15 protein-coding genes are annotated in these 17,226 nt (G+C 60.9%); 4 read left to right on the top strand and 11 right to left on the bottom strand.

Annotated features, from left to right (window positions below; translation table 11 throughout):
- Positions 1–66: 66 nt before the first annotated feature.
- The gene (locus tag WFM45_RS07695; RefSeq protein ID WP_336954998.1) at positions 67–717 is read left to right on the top strand and encodes a dihydrofolate reductase family protein; all 651 of its coding nucleotides are present in this window, start codon (positions 67–69) and stop codon (positions 715–717) included.
- 42 nt (positions 718–759) lie between these two features.
- Here the strand turns inward: WFM45_RS07695 and WFM45_RS07690 are convergent, their stop codons facing one another.
- Complete coding sequence (locus tag WFM45_RS07690; RefSeq protein ID WP_242141697.1) at positions 760–2,376, bottom strand: serralysin family metalloprotease; 1,617 nt, start codon at positions 2,374–2,376, stop codon at positions 760–762.
- A gap of 411 nt (positions 2,377–2,787) precedes the next feature.
- Here WFM45_RS07690 and WFM45_RS07685 point away from each other — a divergent pair, with 411 nt between their 5' ends.
- A complete protein-coding gene (locus WFM45_RS07685) occupies positions 2,788–3,141 on the top strand; it encodes an AprI/Inh family metalloprotease inhibitor (protein WP_004940750.1) in 354 nt (117 codons plus the stop codon).
- Positions 3,142–3,145: 4 nt separating this feature from the next.
- Here WFM45_RS07685 and WFM45_RS07680 read toward each other — a convergent pair whose 3' ends face one another.
- A complete protein-coding gene (locus WFM45_RS07680; protein WP_041922337.1) occupies positions 3,146–3,667 on the bottom strand; it encodes a chromate transporter in 522 nt (173 codons plus the stop codon).
- On the bottom strand, positions 3,664–4,230 hold the full coding sequence (locus WFM45_RS07675; RefSeq protein ID WP_015377810.1) for a chromate transporter: 567 nt from the start codon (positions 4,228–4,230) through the stop codon (positions 3,664–3,666). Before WFM45_RS07675 ends, WFM45_RS07680 begins: the two co-directional genes overlap by 4 nt.
- Positions 4,231–4,333: 103 nt before the next feature.
- Between WFM45_RS07675 and WFM45_RS07670 the strand changes: the two genes are divergently transcribed.
- Both WFM45_RS07670 and WFM45_RS07665 read left to right on the top strand, forming a co-directional pair.
- Positions 4,334–5,245 carry a LysR family transcriptional regulator gene (locus WFM45_RS07670; protein WP_033633109.1) on the top strand — a complete coding sequence of 304 codons (912 nt, stop codon included), beginning with the start codon at positions 4,334–4,336 and terminating at the stop codon, positions 5,243–5,245.
- Between the two features lie 291 nt (positions 5,246–5,536).
- Positions 5,537–6,706, top strand: coding sequence for a cupin domain-containing protein (locus tag WFM45_RS07665; RefSeq protein WP_336954997.1), 1,170 nt, complete (start codon positions 5,537–5,539; stop codon positions 6,704–6,706).
- A gap of 37 nt (positions 6,707–6,743) precedes the next feature.
- Here the strand turns inward: WFM45_RS07665 and WFM45_RS07660 are convergent, their stop codons facing one another.
- The 8 genes from WFM45_RS07660 to WFM45_RS07625 all read right to left on the bottom strand — a co-directional run bounded on the left by WFM45_RS07660 (position 6,744) and on the right by WFM45_RS07625 (position 16,959).
- The gene (locus tag WFM45_RS07660; RefSeq protein WP_336954996.1) at positions 6,744–8,048 is read right to left on the bottom strand and encodes a c-type cytochrome; all 1,305 of its coding nucleotides are present in this window, start codon (positions 8,046–8,048) and stop codon (positions 6,744–6,746) included.
- An 11-nt stretch (positions 8,049–8,059) separates the two neighbouring features.
- On the bottom strand, positions 8,060–8,518 hold the full coding sequence (locus tag WFM45_RS07655; protein WP_336954995.1) for a (2Fe-2S)-binding protein: 459 nt from the start codon (positions 8,516–8,518) through the stop codon (positions 8,060–8,062).
- The gene (locus tag WFM45_RS07650) at positions 8,518–10,740 is read right to left on the bottom strand and encodes a xanthine dehydrogenase family protein molybdopterin-binding subunit (RefSeq protein WP_033633111.1); all 2,223 of its coding nucleotides are present in this window, start codon (positions 10,738–10,740) and stop codon (positions 8,518–8,520) included. The genes WFM45_RS07655 and WFM45_RS07650 overlap by 1 nt, the downstream gene beginning before the upstream one ends.
- A 201-nt stretch (positions 10,741–10,941) precedes the next feature.
- On the bottom strand, positions 10,942–11,766 hold the full coding sequence (locus tag WFM45_RS07645; RefSeq protein ID WP_015377804.1) for a M55 family metallopeptidase: 825 nt from the start codon (positions 11,764–11,766) through the stop codon (positions 10,942–10,944).
- 16 nt (positions 11,767–11,782) lie between these two features.
- A complete protein-coding gene (locus tag WFM45_RS07640) occupies positions 11,783–12,838 on the bottom strand; it encodes a P1 family peptidase (protein ID WP_004940769.1) in 1,056 nt (351 codons plus the stop codon).
- A gap of 169 nt (positions 12,839–13,007) precedes the next feature.
- Positions 13,008–15,107, bottom strand: a complete 2,100-nt coding sequence (locus WFM45_RS07635) for a peptidase domain-containing ABC transporter (RefSeq protein WP_336954994.1) — start codon at positions 15,105–15,107, stop codon at positions 13,008–13,010.
- Complete coding sequence (locus WFM45_RS07630) at positions 15,100–16,374, bottom strand: HlyD family secretion protein (protein WP_336954993.1); 1,275 nt, start codon at positions 16,372–16,374, stop codon at positions 15,100–15,102. The genes WFM45_RS07635 and WFM45_RS07630 overlap by 8 nt, the downstream gene beginning before the upstream one ends.
- 261 nt (positions 16,375–16,635) lie before the next feature.
- Positions 16,636–16,959 (bottom strand): hypothetical protein, encoded by a 324-nt coding sequence (locus tag WFM45_RS07625; protein ID WP_180994458.1) that lies wholly within the window; start codon positions 16,957–16,959, stop codon positions 16,636–16,638.
- Between the last annotated feature and the right edge of the window lie 267 nt (positions 16,960–17,226).

Raw genomic sequence — 17,226 nt, 5'->3', positions numbered from 1 at the left:
GCCGGTTGGCGCGGCCGCTGCACGGCGGCTAAACTTTCAGCTGGCACTCAACTGCAGGAGACAGCCATGCGACAGATTATTGCCAGCGCCTTCATCAGCCTCGACGGCGTGATGCAGGCGCCGGGCGGGCAGGACGAAGACCGCAGCGGCGGCTTTCGCTTCGGCGGCTGGACCGCCCCCTACTGGGATGACGCCGTCGCGGAAACGATGAGCGATCTTTTCTCTGCGCCTTTCGATCTGCTGCTCGGGCGGCGCACCTACGATATCTTCGCCGGTTACTGGCCGCAGATCACCGATGAAGCTGACCCGTTTTCGTCCGATATCGCCCGCACGTTCAATCAGGCGGTCAAATACGTCGCCACCCACCACGGCGAGACGCTGGCGTGGCAGAACAGCCAGTGGCTGGGGCGGGACATCATCGCCCGGCTGCGCGAGCTGAAGCGCGCTCAGGGGCCGGTGCTGCTGGTGCAGGGCAGCAGCACGCTGATGCAACAGCTGCTGGCCAACGATCTGGTGGACGAACTGCGCCTGCTCACCTACCCGGTGTTGCTCGGCGGCGGCAAGCGGCTGTTCGATGAAAACGCCGCGCCGGCGGCCTTCACGCTGACCCAATCGGTGGTCTCGCCCGGCGGCGTGATCGTGGCCCACTACCGCCGCGCCGGCGAGGTGGACACCGGCGACTTCACGGTGGAAAGCGCGGCGGCGGCCCAGTCGTAAAAAAAGGGCCGTTCGGCCCTTTTCTCTTTTCCTTCCTCGCCCTCAGGCAAACAGAATATCGCTCTGCTCCACCTGCCCGACCACGTGGATCTTGAAGTCGGCGGCGTAGCTGTTGCTCTGGGTGTTCATCAACAGATCGGTGGTGCCGTTGAAGGCGTCGAAGTTGAGTTGGATCTCGCCTTTCTGGCCGCTGAAGGCGCTGCCGCTGTCGATAAAGCGCAGCTCGCTCAGGCTGTTGTTGAAGCGCAGGCCGGAGAGATCGATCTTGTCGATGCCGTGCTCGAAGTCTTCAATCACGTCGAACGCCGCCACCGTGGACTCTTTGGCGTTGAGATAGACGAAATAGTCGGTGAAGTTATTGGCGTCTTTGCCGCCCCACAGATGATCCGCCCCCAGGCCGCCGTACAGGATATCGGAGCCGGCGTTGCCCGCCAGCAGGTTGTCCTGATCGTTGCCGATGATCAGATCGCGCCCGCTGCCGCCGATGGCGTTCTCGATGATCGCCCCGCGCGCGATGGCGACGTTCTGCGTGCCGCCGCCGACGCTGGAGAACGCGCCGTCGTTCAGGTTGATCATCTGCTGCTGGCTGTAGCCGGAGAAGTCCAGCGTGTCGTTGCCGCCGGCGTCCCACACCGCGAAGTTGACCGGTTTGCCGTTGTCCGCCGTGGCGGTCAGGAAATCGCGCCCGGTGTTGGAGTTGAAGCCGTACACCGTGTCGCCGGTGCGGGTGCTCATGTTGGCGCCGTACAATTTTTGGATCGCGGCGATGTCATCCACCATCGGGCCATAGCCGTACACCCCTTTGGTGTCGGCGCCGGTGTAACCGGCGTTGAAATAGCTCATGATCGAGTATTGCAACGAATCCTGATAATAGGCGGCATCGTTCTGGTAGCTCGGGTTGCCTAACGATGCGTCATAAGATCCCGGGTGCGCCAGCCCCAGGGCATGCCCCAGTTCGTGGGTGAAGGTCTGGCTGCTGAAGTCGCCGCTAACCGGCGCCTTATGGGTGGCGAAGTTTTTGTTAAACCATACCGTGCCGGCGAAGGCGTTATCGCTGCCCGCTTTGGAGCTAGGCGGGTAATAGGCGTACGCGTTGATGGCATTCGGGCCGCTGCCGGCGGCGGTGCTGCCGTCGGCGCGCTGGGTGAAGTAAGCGAAGGTAATATCCGCGCGGTGGTTGATGTCGGTGGACGCCGCCGCAGTAAAGGTTACGTTCGCCACATCGGCCCAGGCCTGCATCGATTTCAGCGCCTGAGCCTGCGCCGCCAGGGTCAGCGGCTGCAGCCCCTTGTCGCCGTCGCCGGTCTGGCCGATGCGGTTCAGCGCGCTCTGCGTCAGGAAGGAATAGGTCAGCGCCACCGGCTGGTGATACGCCTGATCGCCGTTGTGCGTCAGGCCCGGCCGCGTCAGCTGATCGGCGGCGCGATCGAAGCTGAAGTTATCGCGGATTTTACCCAGGTTGTTGATGGCTGCCCCGCCGCGCTGGTTGCTGTACAGGTTAGCGTTGTCCAGCGTGAACAGCGCGCCGTAGCCCAATCCGTCATAGGGGCTGCCGGGCTGATGATAGTAAAACTGATAGTTGTGATCGTTGGGGGATGTGGCGGCCAGGCTGGTGAACTCATCGTCATCTTGCAAAATGTCGTTGTGGCGACTGCTCATTGCATTCTCCTTTTACACAGTAGGAATCCACTCGCTTTGTAAGACTATTCATCAGTCGTTCTAATCTAAGCCAAGGCTTAGGATTGACCAGTATAGTAATTAACCCCGACGGCGCGAGCCCACGCCGCCGCGCATCACCGCGCCGGGCGTTAAGGCGGAAATAATCATAACGATTTGTATTAGCGCAGTATTAATGAGAAAGATAAGCGTATCGGCGGGCTAATGACTCGTCTTTTTGGGCATGTTATCGCCGGTTAGATCAGAATTATCGAGGATTAAAAAACCTAATCCTTGCCTCATCATCCTGCCGGGAACGTGCTAAGGTGTGAACGGACAGCCGAAAGGAGTGACCCGATGCCAACCCATTTCCTTATGCGCGCCTTGCGCCGCGCCAGCCTGACAGGAGTCATTATGAGCGTATTGTGCAGCAGTGCCCTGGGCAGTTCACTGCCGTTGCTGGAACCCGCCGCGCTGAAGGGCGACTGGCAGCTCGCCGCCATCGGCGACGGTAAAACCGTCTGCGAGGTGCAGCTGAGCGACGAAGCGGTAGCCAACACCAACGCCTTCCGCTTCAGCGCCTCAGCCGAATGCCTGCAGCCGCTGGCGCTGCACGCGCTGCCGGTCGCCTGGCGGCCAACGCCGGACGGCATGACGCTGACCGACGCTGAAGGGAGCATGGTGGCGTTTCTGGCCCTGACCGCGCCGAAGCGCTATGAGCTGATCGACCGCAACGGCCCTTCGCGCTTTGTGCTGATCCCGCGCTAATCCTTCAGGCGAACAGCAAGCCAAGCAGCGCGCCACCGGCCAGCACCCACAGCGGATGGAGGCGCTTGCTCATGCTCAAGCCCGTCGCCAGCGCCACGATCGCCGCCAGCCGCCAATTGGGCGCGGAAGCCTCGGCGATCAAAAGGCCGCTGGCCACCACCAGCCCCACGGTCAGCGGCACCAGCCCGGCCTGCACGATGCGGCGCCACGGGCGATCCTTAAAGCGCCGCCAGGCGCCCATCACCAATAGCGTAACGATGGAAGACGGCCCGAACTTGGCGACCGAAGACACCAGCAGCCCCGCCCAACCGGCGACGTGCCAACCGACCAGCGGCACGATCATCATGTTCGGCCCCGGCGCGGCCTGCGCCATGGCGAACAGCGCGCTGAACTCCTGGGCGCTCATCCACTGATGCACCTCCACCACCTGCCGCTGCATCTCCGGCAGAATGGTCATGCCGCCGCCGAACGCCAGCAGAGACAGCTCGGTGAAAATCAACGCCAACGCCATCAACACCCCGCTCATGACGGCCACCGCCACATCAGCAGAATGCTCAGCGGCGCCAGCACCAGCATGGTCGGCAGCAGCGGCAGGCGCAGCCAGGCAATGGCGATCAGCGCCAGCGCCACAATCGCCAGCGCCGCCCACTTGCCGCGCAGCGGCAGCAGCATCTTAATCCCGGTCGAGAGCAGCAACCCGGCGGCGGCGGCGGCCAGACCGGCGAACACATGCTGCACATGAGGATCGTTTTGGAAGCGGGCGTACACCACGCCCAGCCCCACCACAATCGCCGTCGGCGCGCTGATGAGGCCCAACAAGGCGCACAGCGCGCCGCGCAGCCCGCGAAACTCCATGCCCACCGCCACCGACAGGTTGATCACGTTGCCGCCGGGCAGAAACTGGCACAGCCCGAGCAGCTCGGTGAATTGTTCGCCGCTCAGCCAGCGCCGGCGCTCCACCAACATGCTGCGCGCCATCGGCAGTACGCCGCCGAAGCCGATCAACCCCAGCCACAGAAAGCCCAAAAACAGCGCCGCGTTGCCCGGCGCTGCCGCCGGGTGCGGTTTTATCGTATTGATATCTGACATGACATTGCCGTTCCACATCGCTTGTTTTGATGTCTGGTATCATGCGCGCCGCCGTGCCATGATGTCTAATGCATTCCGGAACTACTAAAGATACCTTTGAGGTATGGCTATGATCGAACTGCGTCGCCTGCGGGCGTTCGTCACCGTGGTGGAAGAAGGCAACATCACCCGCGCCGCCGAGCGGCTGTTTATCCAGCAGCCGCCGCTGACCCGTTTATTACAGGGGTTGGAAGATGAATTGGGCGTGAAATTGTTGCAGCGATTGCCGCGCGGCGTGCGCGTCACCGAAGCGGGCGGCGTGCTGTTCGAAGAAGCCCGCGCCCTGCTGGCGCGCGCCGAACGCCTGCGAGAAGCGGTGCAGCGCGCCGCCCGCGGCGAGCAGGGCCATATCGCCATCGGTTTCACCAGTTCCGCCGCGCTGCACCCGTTCGTGCCCAACCTGCTGCGCCGCTACCGCGACATCCTGCCGGGCATCACCACTCAGTTGGAAGAGGCCGGCAGCGGCGAGCTGATGGAGGCGTTGCTGGAACAGCGCCTCGACGCCGCCTTCGTGCGCTCGCCGGCCAACGGCATTCCCGGCCTGAGCGTCGAGCCGGTGCTCAGCGAGCCGATGATCGTCGCTCTGCCGCTGGGCCATCGGCTGGCGCATGAGACGCAGCAGCCGCTGCCGTTGGCCGAACTGGCCCACGAGGCGTTTATTCTCTATCGCCGCCCGGCCGGCCAGGGGCTGTACGACGCCATTCTGGCCGCCTGTCACCGCGCCGGCTTCAGCCCGCGCATCGTGCAGGAAGCGCCGCGCCTGCCGGCCACCCTCAGCCTGGTCGGCGCCGGATTGGGGGTGTCAATCGTGCCCGGTTCGATGCGGCGGCTGGGCGGCGACGGCATCGTCTACCGCACTCTCGCCGCAGAGGCGCAGCTCAGCGCCCCGCTTTACCTGGCGCTGCGCCGCAGTCCGGCCTCGCCGATCGTCGAGCGCTTTCGGCAACTGGTGCTGGAGACCGTGGGGCAGTCATAAAAATAGCCCAAACGGCCAATAAAAAATGACGTTCGTTTATTATTTATTTAAATTATCCGGCGACTAAAATTAATTCCATCCAATGACTATTCAACTTCCGTTTAATTAATTAAACCTGCACTCACTTAGTAACAAACGCAAACAAATAAGCGCCTACGCAATACCTTCCAGCCGCTAGGATTTAAGGGTCACAGCCTATTTCCGCCGATGACAAAAATCATTTCAATGGCGATCGCGCCTTCCCTGTCGCCTGCTTCTGCAGGCGCACGGCTTTATATTGGAGAAAATGCTATGCTATCGCGTCGTGATATATTAAAAGTCTCCGCCGTCAGCGCGGCCGCCGCCGGCATGATTGGCGGCATCGCCAAAAATGCCGCTGCTGACGACCATCGCAATATCGTGCCCCCCAGCAGCTATCAGCCGCCTGCCGATGCGCAGCATCTCTATAAATACAAATTCACCGACAGCAAAAAGCGCAGCCTGCCCAGCGGCTGGGCGCGCGAAGCCACCGTCGAGCAATTCCCGATCTCCGAGGGCGTGGCCGGCGTCGACATGACGCTGGAGCCGGGCGGCGTGCGCGAATTGCACTGGCATGCTATCGCCGCCGAATGGGCGTTTATGCTGGAGGGCCATGCGCGCATCACCATCCTCGATCCCGAAGGCAAATGCGAAGTGGCGGATTTCGGGCCAGGCGACGTCTGGTATTTCCCAAAAGGCTACGGCCATTCCATTCAGGCGTTGGCGGACGGCGCGCATTTTATTTTGGCGTTCGATAACGGCCATTTCTCCGAATTCGGCACCTTCAGCATCACCGATTGGGTGGCGCATATGCCGAAAGAGGTATTGGAAAAAAGCGTCAACATGCCGGCGGCGGTATTTTCCAAGGCCAAACAGGGTGAAGCTTATATTGTCGGCGGCGCCGTTCCGCCCGCCTTGCCATTGCCGAAAAACGACGGCGGATTAAATAACGCCCCGCTGACCCACCGTTATGAATTAATGAAGCAAAAACCGTTCTTTGAAAATGACGCCGGCAGCGTCCATTTGGTGTCGTCGAAAGAGTTCCCCATCTCCACCACCATGACCGGCATCATCGAGATCGTGAAACCCGGCGCAATCCGGGAATTGCACTGGCACCCCAATGCCAACGAATGGCAATACTATATTGCCGGCAAAGGCCGAATGACGGTGTTCAGCTCGCACGGCCACGCGCAGAAGGAAGAGTACGCCCCTTCAGACGTCGGCTACGTGCCGCAGGGCTTCGGCCATTACATCGAGAACATCAGCGATGAGGATTTGAAGGTATTGATCGTGATGGACAACGGCATTTATCAGGATATTTCGTTGTCCGACTGGCTGGCGAAAACCCCGGCCTACCTGCTGGCGAACAACTTCAACAATCAGGTTGAGGACTGGCAGGATCGGCCGAAAGACAAACGGGTGATGTCGCGGCGCAGCCGCTGACGCCGCGGCGAGGGAGGCGCTCCCTCGCCGCTTTTCTTTACTGCTTACGCTGCTCCGCCACCTGTTTGGCGGTGACTTTGCCCTGCTTGTCGCCGAAATGGCCGACCACAAAGTTGGCGACCGCCGCCACTTCCTCGTCGGAATAGGCGCTGCCGAACGCCGGCATCATCTCATGCCGCTCGCCGACGCTGATGCTCGTCCCCTTCAGGATGGCCTGCACCACGCTGCGCCCCTGCGGATCGTTCACCGCCGTGCTGCCGACCAGCGATGCGTACTCGCTCTGGCGGCCCGGCCCGTTCCACTGGTGGCAACCGCTGCAGTCGTTGGCGAACACCCGGCGCCCAAGCGAACTGTCTTGCCCGCCCGGCAGGATCGGGGTGGAAGCCCCCGCGCCCTTCGGCTGCAGGTTCACCTCCGCCGCGCCGTCGCCGGCGATAGGCTCGATGTCGCGCAGGTATTTCACCAGCGCCAAATTATCTTCCGGCGTCAGGAACTGCAGGCTGTTTTCCACCGCTTCCGCCATCGGGCCAGCGGCGCTGCTGCGCCCCGGCGCATGGCCGGTAGCCAGATATTGCGACAGCTGCTGGTCGCTCCAGCCGCCGATGCCGGTCTGTTTGTCCGGCGTGATGTTGGCGGCGAACCAGCCCTGCACCACTTCACCGCTCAGGTGCTTGCTCTGGTTAAGACCGAACCCCAGATTGCGCGGCGTATGGCACTCGCCGCAGTGGCCCAGCGCCGTCGCCAGATAGGCGCCGCGATTCCACTGTTCATCCTTGTTGAGATCCGGCGCGAAGCGCTGCTCATGGAAGAACGCCAGGTTCCAGAATTTCATGCCCCAGCGCTGGTTGAACGGGAACGACAGCTCGTTTTGCGGGTTGGCCTGTTTCACCGGCGGCAGGCTGAACAGATAATCCTTGATCGCCAGCACGTCGTCGCGGCTCAGCCCGGTGTACGAGGTATAAGGCATCGCCGGATACAGGTTGCCCTGCGGGCCGATGCCCTCACGCACCGCGCGCACGAACTGATCGTCGCTCCAGTTGCCGATGCCGGTCTCCTTGTCGGCGGTAATATTGGTGCCGTAAATGGTGCCGAACGGCAATTTGAAGGCGAAGCCGCCCGCATAAGGCGCGCCGCCCGGCGCGGTGTGGCACGCCACGCAGTCGGCGGCGCGCGCCAGGTACTCGCCGCGCGCCAGTTTGTCGGTCATGCCGGCCGGCGCCCCGGCGATCGGCGCCGCCGGCTCAGCGCCGGTGGGCCGCAGCAGCGTGTACAGCGCGTATCCTCCCGCCAACACCACCACGGCGATAATCAGCCATAACAGCCCTTTCAAGGCATTGCTCATCGCATCTCTCCCTAACCCAACGCCTTGGCGGCCTGGTGGATGGCGGCGCGAATGCGCACATAGGTGGCGCAGCGGCAGACGTTGCCGCCCATCGCCGCGTCAATGTCCGCATCGCTCGGATCCTTGCTTTGCGCCAACAGCGCGCTGGCGCTCATGATCTGGCCGGACTGGCAGTAACCGCACTGCACCACGTCCAGATCAAGCCAGGCTTCCTGCACCGCCTTGCCTTCCGGTGTGGCGCCCACGGCTTCGATGGTGGTGATTTTCTTGCCGACGGCGGCGGAGACCGGCGTCATGCACGAACGCACCGGCACGCCGTCCAGATGCACGGTACAGGCGCCGCACATGGCGATGCCGCAGCCGAACTTGGTGCCGGTCAGGCCGGCTTCGTCACGCAGAAACCACAGCAGCGGCATGTGCGGATCGCCCTCAAAGATCAGCGGCTGATCGTTTACAGTTAAATGAATCATCAGGTTCTCTCCTTGTCAGACGCCGGATTCGCAGTGGGATTATGCAGCGGCAGGCTCAGCGAGGTGCGGGGCCGCCCGAGCAGCGCCAGCGCATTGCCGACCGCCGGGGCGATGGTCGGCACCCCCAGCTCGCCCACGCCGGTCGGTTTCTCGGTCGAGGGCACGATGATCACCTCGATCTCCGGCATCTCATCGATGCGCAGCGGGCGGAAGTTATTGAAATTGGACTGTTCGACCACGCCGTCTTTCAGCGTGATATTGCCGTATAGCGCCATGCTGAGGCCGTAACCGATGCCGCCCTCGATCTGCGCGCGGATCACGTCGGGGTTCACCGCCACGCCGCAGTCCACCGCACACCACACTTTATGCACTTTCGGGATGCCGCCTTCGCCGATCGACACCTCGGCCACCTGCGCCACATAGGTATCGAACGCCTTGGCGACGCCCACGCCGCGCGCGCGCCCGTCCACCACCTTGGCGCCCTGCCAGCCGGCGGCTTTGGCCACCGCCCGCAGCACGCCCGCCGCGCGCGGCGCATCGCCCATCAGCGCCAGCCGCCCTTCGACCGGATCCTGCCCGGTTTCCTGCAACAGCTGATCGATAAAGCTCTCCACCGCATGGCCGGTGTGGGTGCTGGCGACCGACCGCAGCGAGGTGGTCGGCACCTTGCCGGGCACGATGTGCGCATCGCAGCGGAAGGCTTCGAAGGTGTATGACACCTCGCTGGCGCCCTCGACCATCATTTGATCGAGCCCGTTGACCACCAGCGCATCCATCGCGCTGTGGCGCGTCCAGGAGTGGCCGACCACGGTATCGGTCCAGCCCACCACCTTGCCGCCGCGAATGGCGCCGCGCAGGCGGTGCAGGATCATCGGGCGATACCAGCCGTTGCGGATGTCGTCCTCGCGCGTCCACACCACCTTCACGCCGTAACCGGGGCCGATGCCCTTGGCCGCCGCCGCCATGTCGGCCGCCAGATCCGGCCCCAGCGTCGGGTTGCCTAAATCGATGCGCCGGCCGAAGCTGCCGCCCGCCAGAATGGTTTCAATCTGCACCTTGTCCGGCGGCAGCTCGAACAGATCGCACAGCTGCTTATGGTCAAGCGTCTGGATTTGGCAGCCGTAGCGCGCCTTAACGCTCTCGCCGTCCCAGAACAGATAGCCGCCCAGCGGCTCCATCGGCGCGTGGGCGACGTACGGGAAGGTGTATTCAGCCTCGATCACCTTGTCGGCCTTATCGAACACCTCGTCCGGCTTGCCGTGGCTCTTCGCCACCACGCCGGTTTTTTGCGCCACCTGGCGGAACTCGGCGTAGATTTCCTCGGTGTTGCGCCGTTCGGCCTGCGCATCGTCCCAGGTGACCCTCAGCCGTTCCCGCCCCTGGATCGCCGCCCAGGTGTTTTTGGCGTAAACCGCTACGCCGGTGGCAACCTGTTTCACCGCCACCACGCCCGGCACCGCCAGCGCCCGCTCGGCGTCGAAGGTCGCCACTTTGCCGCCGAAACGCGGCGGTTTCTTGATGGTGACGGTCAGCATGTCCGGCTCGTGGATATCCTGCGAGAACTGCGCGCTGCCGTTGGTTTTCGCCAGCGAATCGACGCGGTGCAAACCGCGCGTTTTGCCGATCAGGGTGAAATTGGCCGGATCCTTCAGCGTCAGGCTGGCGGGATCGGGCGGCGGCAACGTGGCGGCCAGCGCGGCGAACTCGCCAAAGCCCGCTTCGCGCCCGCTGGCGGCATGGCGGATCTTGCCCGCCTGCACGGTGATTTCCTGCGCCGAGGTTTTCCAGCTCTGCGCGGCGGCCTGCACCAGCAGCGCGCGCGCCATGGCGCCCATGCGCCGCATTTGCTCATAGGCATTGGCCACCGAGCTGGAACCGCCGGTCCCCTGGAATCCGAAGGCCAGGTTTTTGTAGATATTGGTGTCCACCGGCGCGGCCACGACCCGCACCTGCGCCCAATCGGCATCGAGCTCTTCGGCAACCAGCGTCGCCATGCCGGTATAGACCCCCTGGCCCACTTCGGTGTGTTTACTGATGACGGTGACGACGCCGTCGGCGCCGATCTGAACGAAGGCGTTGGCGTCTAACGCCGCCGTGCCGGAGACGGCCGGGGCGTTCGAGCGCGCCAGCGCGCCGGTGGACGGTAGATAGGCGCCGATCACCAACGCCCCGGCGCCGACGATAAACCGCCGCCGCGAAAGCGGAACTTGGGATATGCTCATTGCTCATGACTCCAAAAAAACCGAAGGCGTCACTGCCTTCGGCGAAACAACTCTTGTTATGGGAATGGCTTGCCGCGCCGGTCAGGTGACATAGCGCAACAGAGCAATAATTAGCGTAGCCTATTATTCAGCAAGCCTAATCTTGATAAGGGATTTTCTGTTGGAGAATCGTGCGGTGCGGGCGGGAACCCGCACCGGGGGTCAGCTCTGCGTCGTCGCCAGAGAGGAGAAGACGCTGAGCAGGCGGATTTGCGCCGCCATGTTGTCGCTGTCGAAGGCCACGGTGAGCGCGTCCTGGCGCTGCACGCCGGGCACCAGGCTGAACAGATCCGCCAGCACCGGTTTGGCCGCCATCAGCGTCAACCGATAAGGTGGCATGAAGCGGCGCTCCACCGGCAGTCTGGCTCCCTGGCGCACCTGCTGCATCGCCCGCTCGCGGATCTCCGCCCGCGCCCGCTGAGGGCTGAGCGATTCAGCGGCGGTTTGCGAGATGGCGCGTTTCACGCAAACATAGCCAGATTGCGGATAACGCTCAGCGATCCAACGTTGCAGCTCGTCGTCACCGCTCACCAGCCACAGCGGGACGTTCAACTCGGCCGCCGCCGCCGCATACAGATCGCTTTCGCCTACCACCTCGCCGTTCAGGCTGACGCGGTAAAAGGCCCGGCCATTGATGGTATGCGCCAGCACGCCGCGTTCGCCGGCGGCGCTGTGATAACCGATACACATCAGGCCGTCGTAACGTTGATGCTGCAGCCCTTCCACCATCGATAGCCCGCGCGGTTTGCCCTGCACCAGGCGCGCCCGCGCATCGATGCGATCGGCGCGCAGGTTCTGCATCATCGCGTGGCTGTCGGCCACCGTCACCTCGGTGGCGCCGCCGGCAAAAGCGCCGTCGATGGCGGCGTTGACCTCCTGCTCCATCAGCTCGCGCGCCGCCGCATAGTCAGCATGGGCCGGGTTGCACTGCTCCGGCCGCATCACGCCGGCGATACCCTCGATATCCGCAGAGATAAAGACTTTCACATCACACTCCCGTTATTTAATTTTCCGCCAGCCGATCGAGCAGCGGGCCCAACGCCATACGATCGTGTTGCTGGAAACCGCTGACGCCTTCGGCGCTGAGCAAGGCATCCAGCACCGCGTATTCGGTGGCGTCCGCGGCCGCCGCAAACAGCGGCTCCAGCCGCTCGTCCGGCAACGTCGCCCCCAGCAACCGGGTGGAAAACGCCAGCGCGATATCGCCGGAGCCGTGCCCCCAATGGCTGCCCACCCGCCCCAAACCGGCGCCCGCGCGGCGGGCGATGCGGTTCAGCTGGCGGCTGTCCAGCGCCCGATCGCAGGCGATGATGATAATGACCGAACCGGCGTCCACCTGCGGCGGCGGATCCGCCAACAGTTTGCCCAGCGCCTGGCCAACGCGCACGCCGCTCAGCGTCAACGAGTCGAGGGTGCCGAAGTTGGCCAGCACCAGCACGCCGAGCGTGGTGCCAAGCCCTGGGCAATAGCGTGAGGCGGTGCCGATGCCCCCTTTCAAGCCGAAGCTGCTCATGCCGCGCCCGGCGCCGACGCTGCCGCGCGCAAAGCGGGTGGAATGGTTATCCAGCGCGCTGAAGACGTGCTCCTCACGCACCGCCATCGCCTGAATATCGTTGAGGTAACCGTCGTTGCACTCCAGCACCAGCGGGTTAATGGTGGCGCTGCCGCGGCCGATCTGCGGGTAACGCAGACAGCTGCGCCGCACCATGGCGTTGAACAGCGTGCCGACGGCGAAGGTGTTGCTCAGCAGGATCGGCGTTTGCAGCACCCCCAGCTCGTTCAGCTGCACCAACCCCAGCGGCTTGGCGAAGCCGTTGAGCACCGCGCTGCCGCACGGCAGCGGCTGGTTAAACAGATCGCCCGGCGGCACGATGGCGGTAACGCCGGTCTGGCATTCGCCGTCGGCCAGCGTGTGATGCCCGACGCTGACGCCCGGCACGTCGCACAGGGTGTCGGTCGGGCCGGCCGGATAGCGCGCGCCCGGCAGGCGGCGATGGCGCCGCCAATAGCTCAGCAGATTGTCGAGGCTTTGTTGTTCAAACGCCTGGCTGTCTGTCATGGTTCCCTCATCCGCCGTCAGCCCATCAGAAAACCAGAATATCGCGCAATGCGCCGCGCCGTAAATTGAAAGCCGAAGCGAGCAGCAAAAATAGCCTTGCCCCATCGCCATTTATTGGGTTTTTAGGGGGGAACAGTGAAAATGGCCGGTGCCGCGGGTGATCCCCCCCTTATCCCAAATGTATAACCCGATCTGCCGACGCAATGGTCGTTTCACGGTGGGCAATGATCAGCTTAGTGATATTGAGTCTCTTGATGGCCTGATTCACCACAGCTTCGCTCTCCTTATCCAGCGCGCTGGTGGCCTCATCCAGAAACAAAATAGCCGGTTTTTTGTAGATTGCCCGGGCTATGAATAGCCGTTGTTTTTGCCCGCCGGACAATCCTTCCCCCAACTCGCCAATCAGTGTTTCATATCCCATAGGCATGCGTAAAACCACGTCATGCAGATAGCTGGCACGGGCACAGGCTTGCATCCAGGCATCGTCCACCTCGTCCGCAAACCCGCAAATATTTTCCCGGATCGAGCCGGAGAACAGTTTGTCGTCCTGCATCACGCAGGCAATCATTTTGTGGTAGTTGTTGATGCCGAGCTGGCGGATATCGACACCGTTCACCTCAACCCGCCCTGAATCCGGGGTAAACAGTCCGCACAACACCTTCATCAACGTGGTTTTGCCGGCGCCGGACGGGCCCACGATGGCCACGCTTTCGCCCGGCGCAACGCTGATGTCCAGGCCATCAAAGATAGCCGGTGACTGGCTATCGTAACGATAGCTCAGGGCATGGGTCGTCAATCCCAAAGGTTGCAGCCCCGCCGTGTAAGGGTGATCGGGTTTACGCGCCTCCCGCGGATGCAGGGCGATATCGGCAATGCGCTCGTTATGCAGGCTCATCATGCGCAACTGCAGCAAAAATTCCGTCAGCGACCCGATGCGGTCGGAGAACTGGCCCCGAAAGGCGCCGAACGCCACGAACATGCCGAGGGTCATCTGGTTATCGATCACCAGGCTGGTTCCCAACCACAGAATGACGATCTGGTCGCACGCCGCTATGAAGGTGTTGATCCCGCCAAACAGCATGTCCATTCGGGTGACGCGGATACCCGTGTTGATGGTGTCGATTTCAAGGTTTAGCCAGTGAGCGATGCGGCGTTCTGCCATGCCCTGCATCTTGACGGTAGCGATACCGTACAGCGTCTCCATAAAATACGAGCCTGCCCGCGCCTCTCTAACCAGCGCCTCCTCGGACAGCTGGCGATAATAGCCGTAGGTCAGCAGTCGCATCAGCACATAGAGCGCGGTGAACGCGATCACCACCCCACTCAGCCAGCCGCCATACAGCACCATCATCACCAGCACGCCAATCACCATGATGCCGTCCATGATGGCGCCGACGATGCTGGTGGTGAAAGTGCTGCGCAGCGTATCCAGTGAACCGAAGCGTGACTGAATGTCACCCAGCTTACGCCGTTCAAAGTAACCGAGCGGCAGTCGCAGCAGATGGGTGAACAACCCGGACTGCCACTGCACGTTGATAAGCGTCGACATAACCAGTCCGGACCATGCCCGCACCATGCCGATGGCAGCCCGCAACAAGATAAACAGCATCAATCCGGCGCAGATGAGCGACAGTAACCCGCGATCTCCGGCGGGAATGGCGTGATCCATCACCAGCTGCGTGCCGATGGGCATCACCAGGTTGATGGTTTCGAACACCAGAGACAGGCAAAAGATTTTGCCGAGCGCCCCCTTGAGGCCATGCACGCTGCCGATCAGCGTGCGAAGATGAATGCGATGGCGGACGCTGTCGGCGGTAAAGGTGCTGCCGGGCCAGGCCTCAAGCGCTACGCCGGTGAAACTGTGCGACAGTTCCGTCAGGCTGACGGCCCGGCGCCCGCGCGCCGGATCGTGCAGCACCGCGCGGTGGCCTTTGACGCTGACCAGCACCACGAAATGGTTGAATTCCCAGTGCAGAATGCAGGGCAGTTTTAGCGCACCGAGTTCGTCCAGATCCAGAGACAGAGGACGGGTGCTCAACCTCAATTGCTCGGCGATACCGGTCAGTCCAGCCAATGTGGCACCGCGGGATGACAGATTGAACTGCCGGCGCAGCGCGATCAGGTCGATGTTTTTGCCGTAATAACCGCAGATCATCGCCAGACAGGCCAGCCCGCATTCCGACGACTCGGTCTGGTGCATCATCGGAACCCGGTGGCGCAGCCGCAGATCCAGTTGGCTGACCCGCTGTTTGAATGTGCTCCTACTCATTGACCGGCCCCGTCGCACTGTGTTTCATGTCGTAGAACGGCGACAGCATCCATTGATACATCTTCCTTTTTTCCAGAAACAGAGTGCTTTGCGCTTTCATGCCGTTTTCCAGGCTCAGACGTTTGCCATCGTAAGCAATGGATTGTTTTTCCGGGATAACAATCACCTTGTAGTAAGGCACGGCGGCGGTCAGCGCCGCTTTGGGCGCCCCCTGGTAGGTCAGCATTTCCTGCGGTGAAGCCGGGGCTTTGGAGATGACGGACACGGTGCCGGCGAACTGGCCGAACTTCTCCGCCGGAAAGGCGTCATAGCGCACATTGACCTTATCGCCGGCGGCAATGTAGGGGATGGCGTCGTTGGGCACCCACAGTACCAGGGCATAGCGATCGATGTTTTGCGGAATAATCTGCAGCAGACTGTCGCCAATGTTGACCATCTGGCCAACCGTGACGCTCAGCGAATCGATGCGGCCGCCGGCCAGCGCGCGAACGATAATATCGCCAGTGGCATCGATGTTTTGCCGCTCCTTTTGCAGCTCATAGCGCTGCAGCTCCATCTGGTAGATCTGGTTGTCGAATTCGGCAGCCTGGATATGGATCTGGCTCTCCAGCACGGTGATCTGCAACGCATTCTGTTCGTTCTGGCCGGACAGGCCCAGCAGGTTGTTCTGCTGCTGGTAATACAGCGCCACCTGATTGGTGAGCTGATCCTTATTGATCAGCCCCTTGGTCTGATAGTGCCGGTAGTTCTCCATGTTTTCCTTCATGATGCGTATCCCTTCCTGGGCGCGTTTGAGGATATCGGTGGAGCGGGTGAATGCAGCGGTGTATTGCGCCTTCTGTTGTTCCAGCATGATAAGCGTGGCCTGCTTGCTGCTTTCCAGTCGGTTAATGATTTGCGCAATGCGCGCCAGCTGGCCATCGATATCCCGCCGTTGGTTGTCGCTGAGCACACCGCTACGGGTACTCTTGCTGACGTCGATCTGGTAAATGGGGGCACCAACGGCAATCACCTGCCCTTCGGTGACAAATTGTTTGACCACTACCCCTTGAACCGTGGAGTAAACGTTCGCGGCGCGGGGATAGGTGCTGATCTCACCGGTCACGTTGACCCGCCGGGTATAGGTGCCGGCGATGGTGAAGGTGAGAAAAGCAATGAGAAAAAACAGGCACAGCCCCGCCGTGAACCAAAAGGGAATGCCGGGAAGGAGGAGCGCCCGGCCACGCCATTTCATTTTCTGATTATCGATCGCTTCCTGGCGAAACATGATCAGCGTCCCTTAGTGATAGCTAACATTCAAATTCACAGGCTATTGTATTGATAATAAAACAAGCAGAAGATCAGTTAATTTTGGTGAGAGGATATGAAACTATTAAAATAAACACCTTTAAATCTTCTGAGTGATCTTGGCGCCAATAAATTTTTATGAACGTATATTTCACCCAATGGCAGTATCATATCCAGAGAAAAATCAGAGAGATCCAGTTCGACAAGTCTTTTTATTTTTTAAATCCTACAGTATCTACTTCTAACTCATTTTCATCGTGGCAAAATAGACTATCGTCATAACAATAACACAAATAGAACAGAACAATAAATCACCTGAAAAATTTCTCAATGAATACAAATAATCATTGCTTTTCTTATTTAATTTGTTAATAGCATCGTTTTCGTTATCAGCCTCTACTTCGATATGATGCTTCCTGAATCCCTTCCGCTTCATACTCTTAATAATTTCTCGTGTAACCACTTCCTTTCTTAGCACTTTTGATTCATCACTCTTTATAAAAACAACATATCTATTCATCATATACCCCATCTCCGCTATCAGACGATCTTTTTCCACTCCCATCGCGATCCTGCCATCCACCCGACATCGCATCGAGTTGGCTGCTTAAAATTTCCTTCATAAATACTCTCCTATGGGTTTGCTGGTTTTACAGCCATTAAAAATAGCTGTAATGGGAAAAGTAAAAAACACTAATAAAAATCCATAACCATCATGTATTTCATGAAAAAAACCAATAAGAAAAGTGTGTTCTAAACATTGCAACCCATCATATTAAAATAAAACCCAGAATAATATACCGAACCTAATTACACGCAGATGCTATCGATT

Source organism: Serratia sp. KG1D (assembly GCF_037150675.1).
Lineage (GTDB): Bacteria > Pseudomonadota > Gammaproteobacteria > Enterobacterales > Enterobacteriaceae > Serratia > Serratia nematodiphila.
This window is presented reverse-complemented; position numbering and strand designations above follow the sequence as displayed.

What these genes read in the sequence shown, in the direction of transcription:
- WFM45_RS07690 (WP_242141697.1), bottom strand. Translation starts at nt 2,376, where the DNA reads ATGAGCAGTCGCCACAACGACATTTTGCAAGATGACGATGAGTTCACC.
- WFM45_RS07635 (WP_336954994.1), bottom strand. Translation starts at nt 15,107, where the DNA reads ATGAGTAGGAGCACATTCAAACAGCGGGTCAGCCAACTGGATCTGCGG.
- WFM45_RS07650 (WP_033633111.1), bottom strand. Translation starts at nt 10,740, where the DNA reads ATGAGCATATCCCAAGTTCCGCTTTCGCGGCGGCGGTTTATCGTCGGC.
- WFM45_RS07685 (WP_004940750.1), top strand. Translation starts at nt 2,788, where the DNA reads ATGAGCGTATTGTGCAGCAGTGCCCTGGGCAGTTCACTGCCGTTGCTG.
- WFM45_RS07655 (WP_336954995.1), bottom strand. Translation starts at nt 8,518, where the DNA reads ATGATTCATTTAACTGTAAACGATCAGCCGCTGATCTTTGAGGGCGAT.
- WFM45_RS07660 (WP_336954996.1), bottom strand. Translation starts at nt 8,048, where the DNA reads ATGAGCAATGCCTTGAAAGGGCTGTTATGGCTGATTATCGCCGTGGTG.
- WFM45_RS07680 (WP_041922337.1), bottom strand. Translation starts at nt 3,667, where the DNA reads ATGAGCGGGGTGTTGATGGCGTTGGCGTTGATTTTCACCGAGCTGTCT.
- WFM45_RS07675 (WP_015377810.1), bottom strand. Translation starts at nt 4,230, where the DNA reads ATGTCAGATATCAATACGATAAAACCGCACCCGGCGGCAGCGCCGGGC.
- WFM45_RS07640 (WP_004940769.1), bottom strand. Translation starts at nt 12,838, where the DNA reads ATGACAGACAGCCAGGCGTTTGAACAACAAAGCCTCGACAATCTGCTG.
- WFM45_RS07625 (WP_180994458.1), bottom strand. Translation starts at nt 16,959, where the DNA reads ATGGGAGTGGAAAAAGATCGTCTGATAGCGGAGATGGGGTATATGATG.
- WFM45_RS07630 (WP_336954993.1), bottom strand. Translation starts at nt 16,374, where the DNA reads ATGTTTCGCCAGGAAGCGATCGATAATCAGAAAATGAAATGGCGTGGC.
- WFM45_RS07670 (WP_033633109.1), top strand. Translation starts at nt 4,334, where the DNA reads ATGGCTATGATCGAACTGCGTCGCCTGCGGGCGTTCGTCACCGTGGTG.
- WFM45_RS07665 (WP_336954997.1), top strand. Translation starts at nt 5,537, where the DNA reads ATGCTATCGCGTCGTGATATATTAAAAGTCTCCGCCGTCAGCGCGGCC.
- WFM45_RS07695 (WP_336954998.1), top strand. Translation starts at nt 67, where the DNA reads ATGCGACAGATTATTGCCAGCGCCTTCATCAGCCTCGACGGCGTGATG.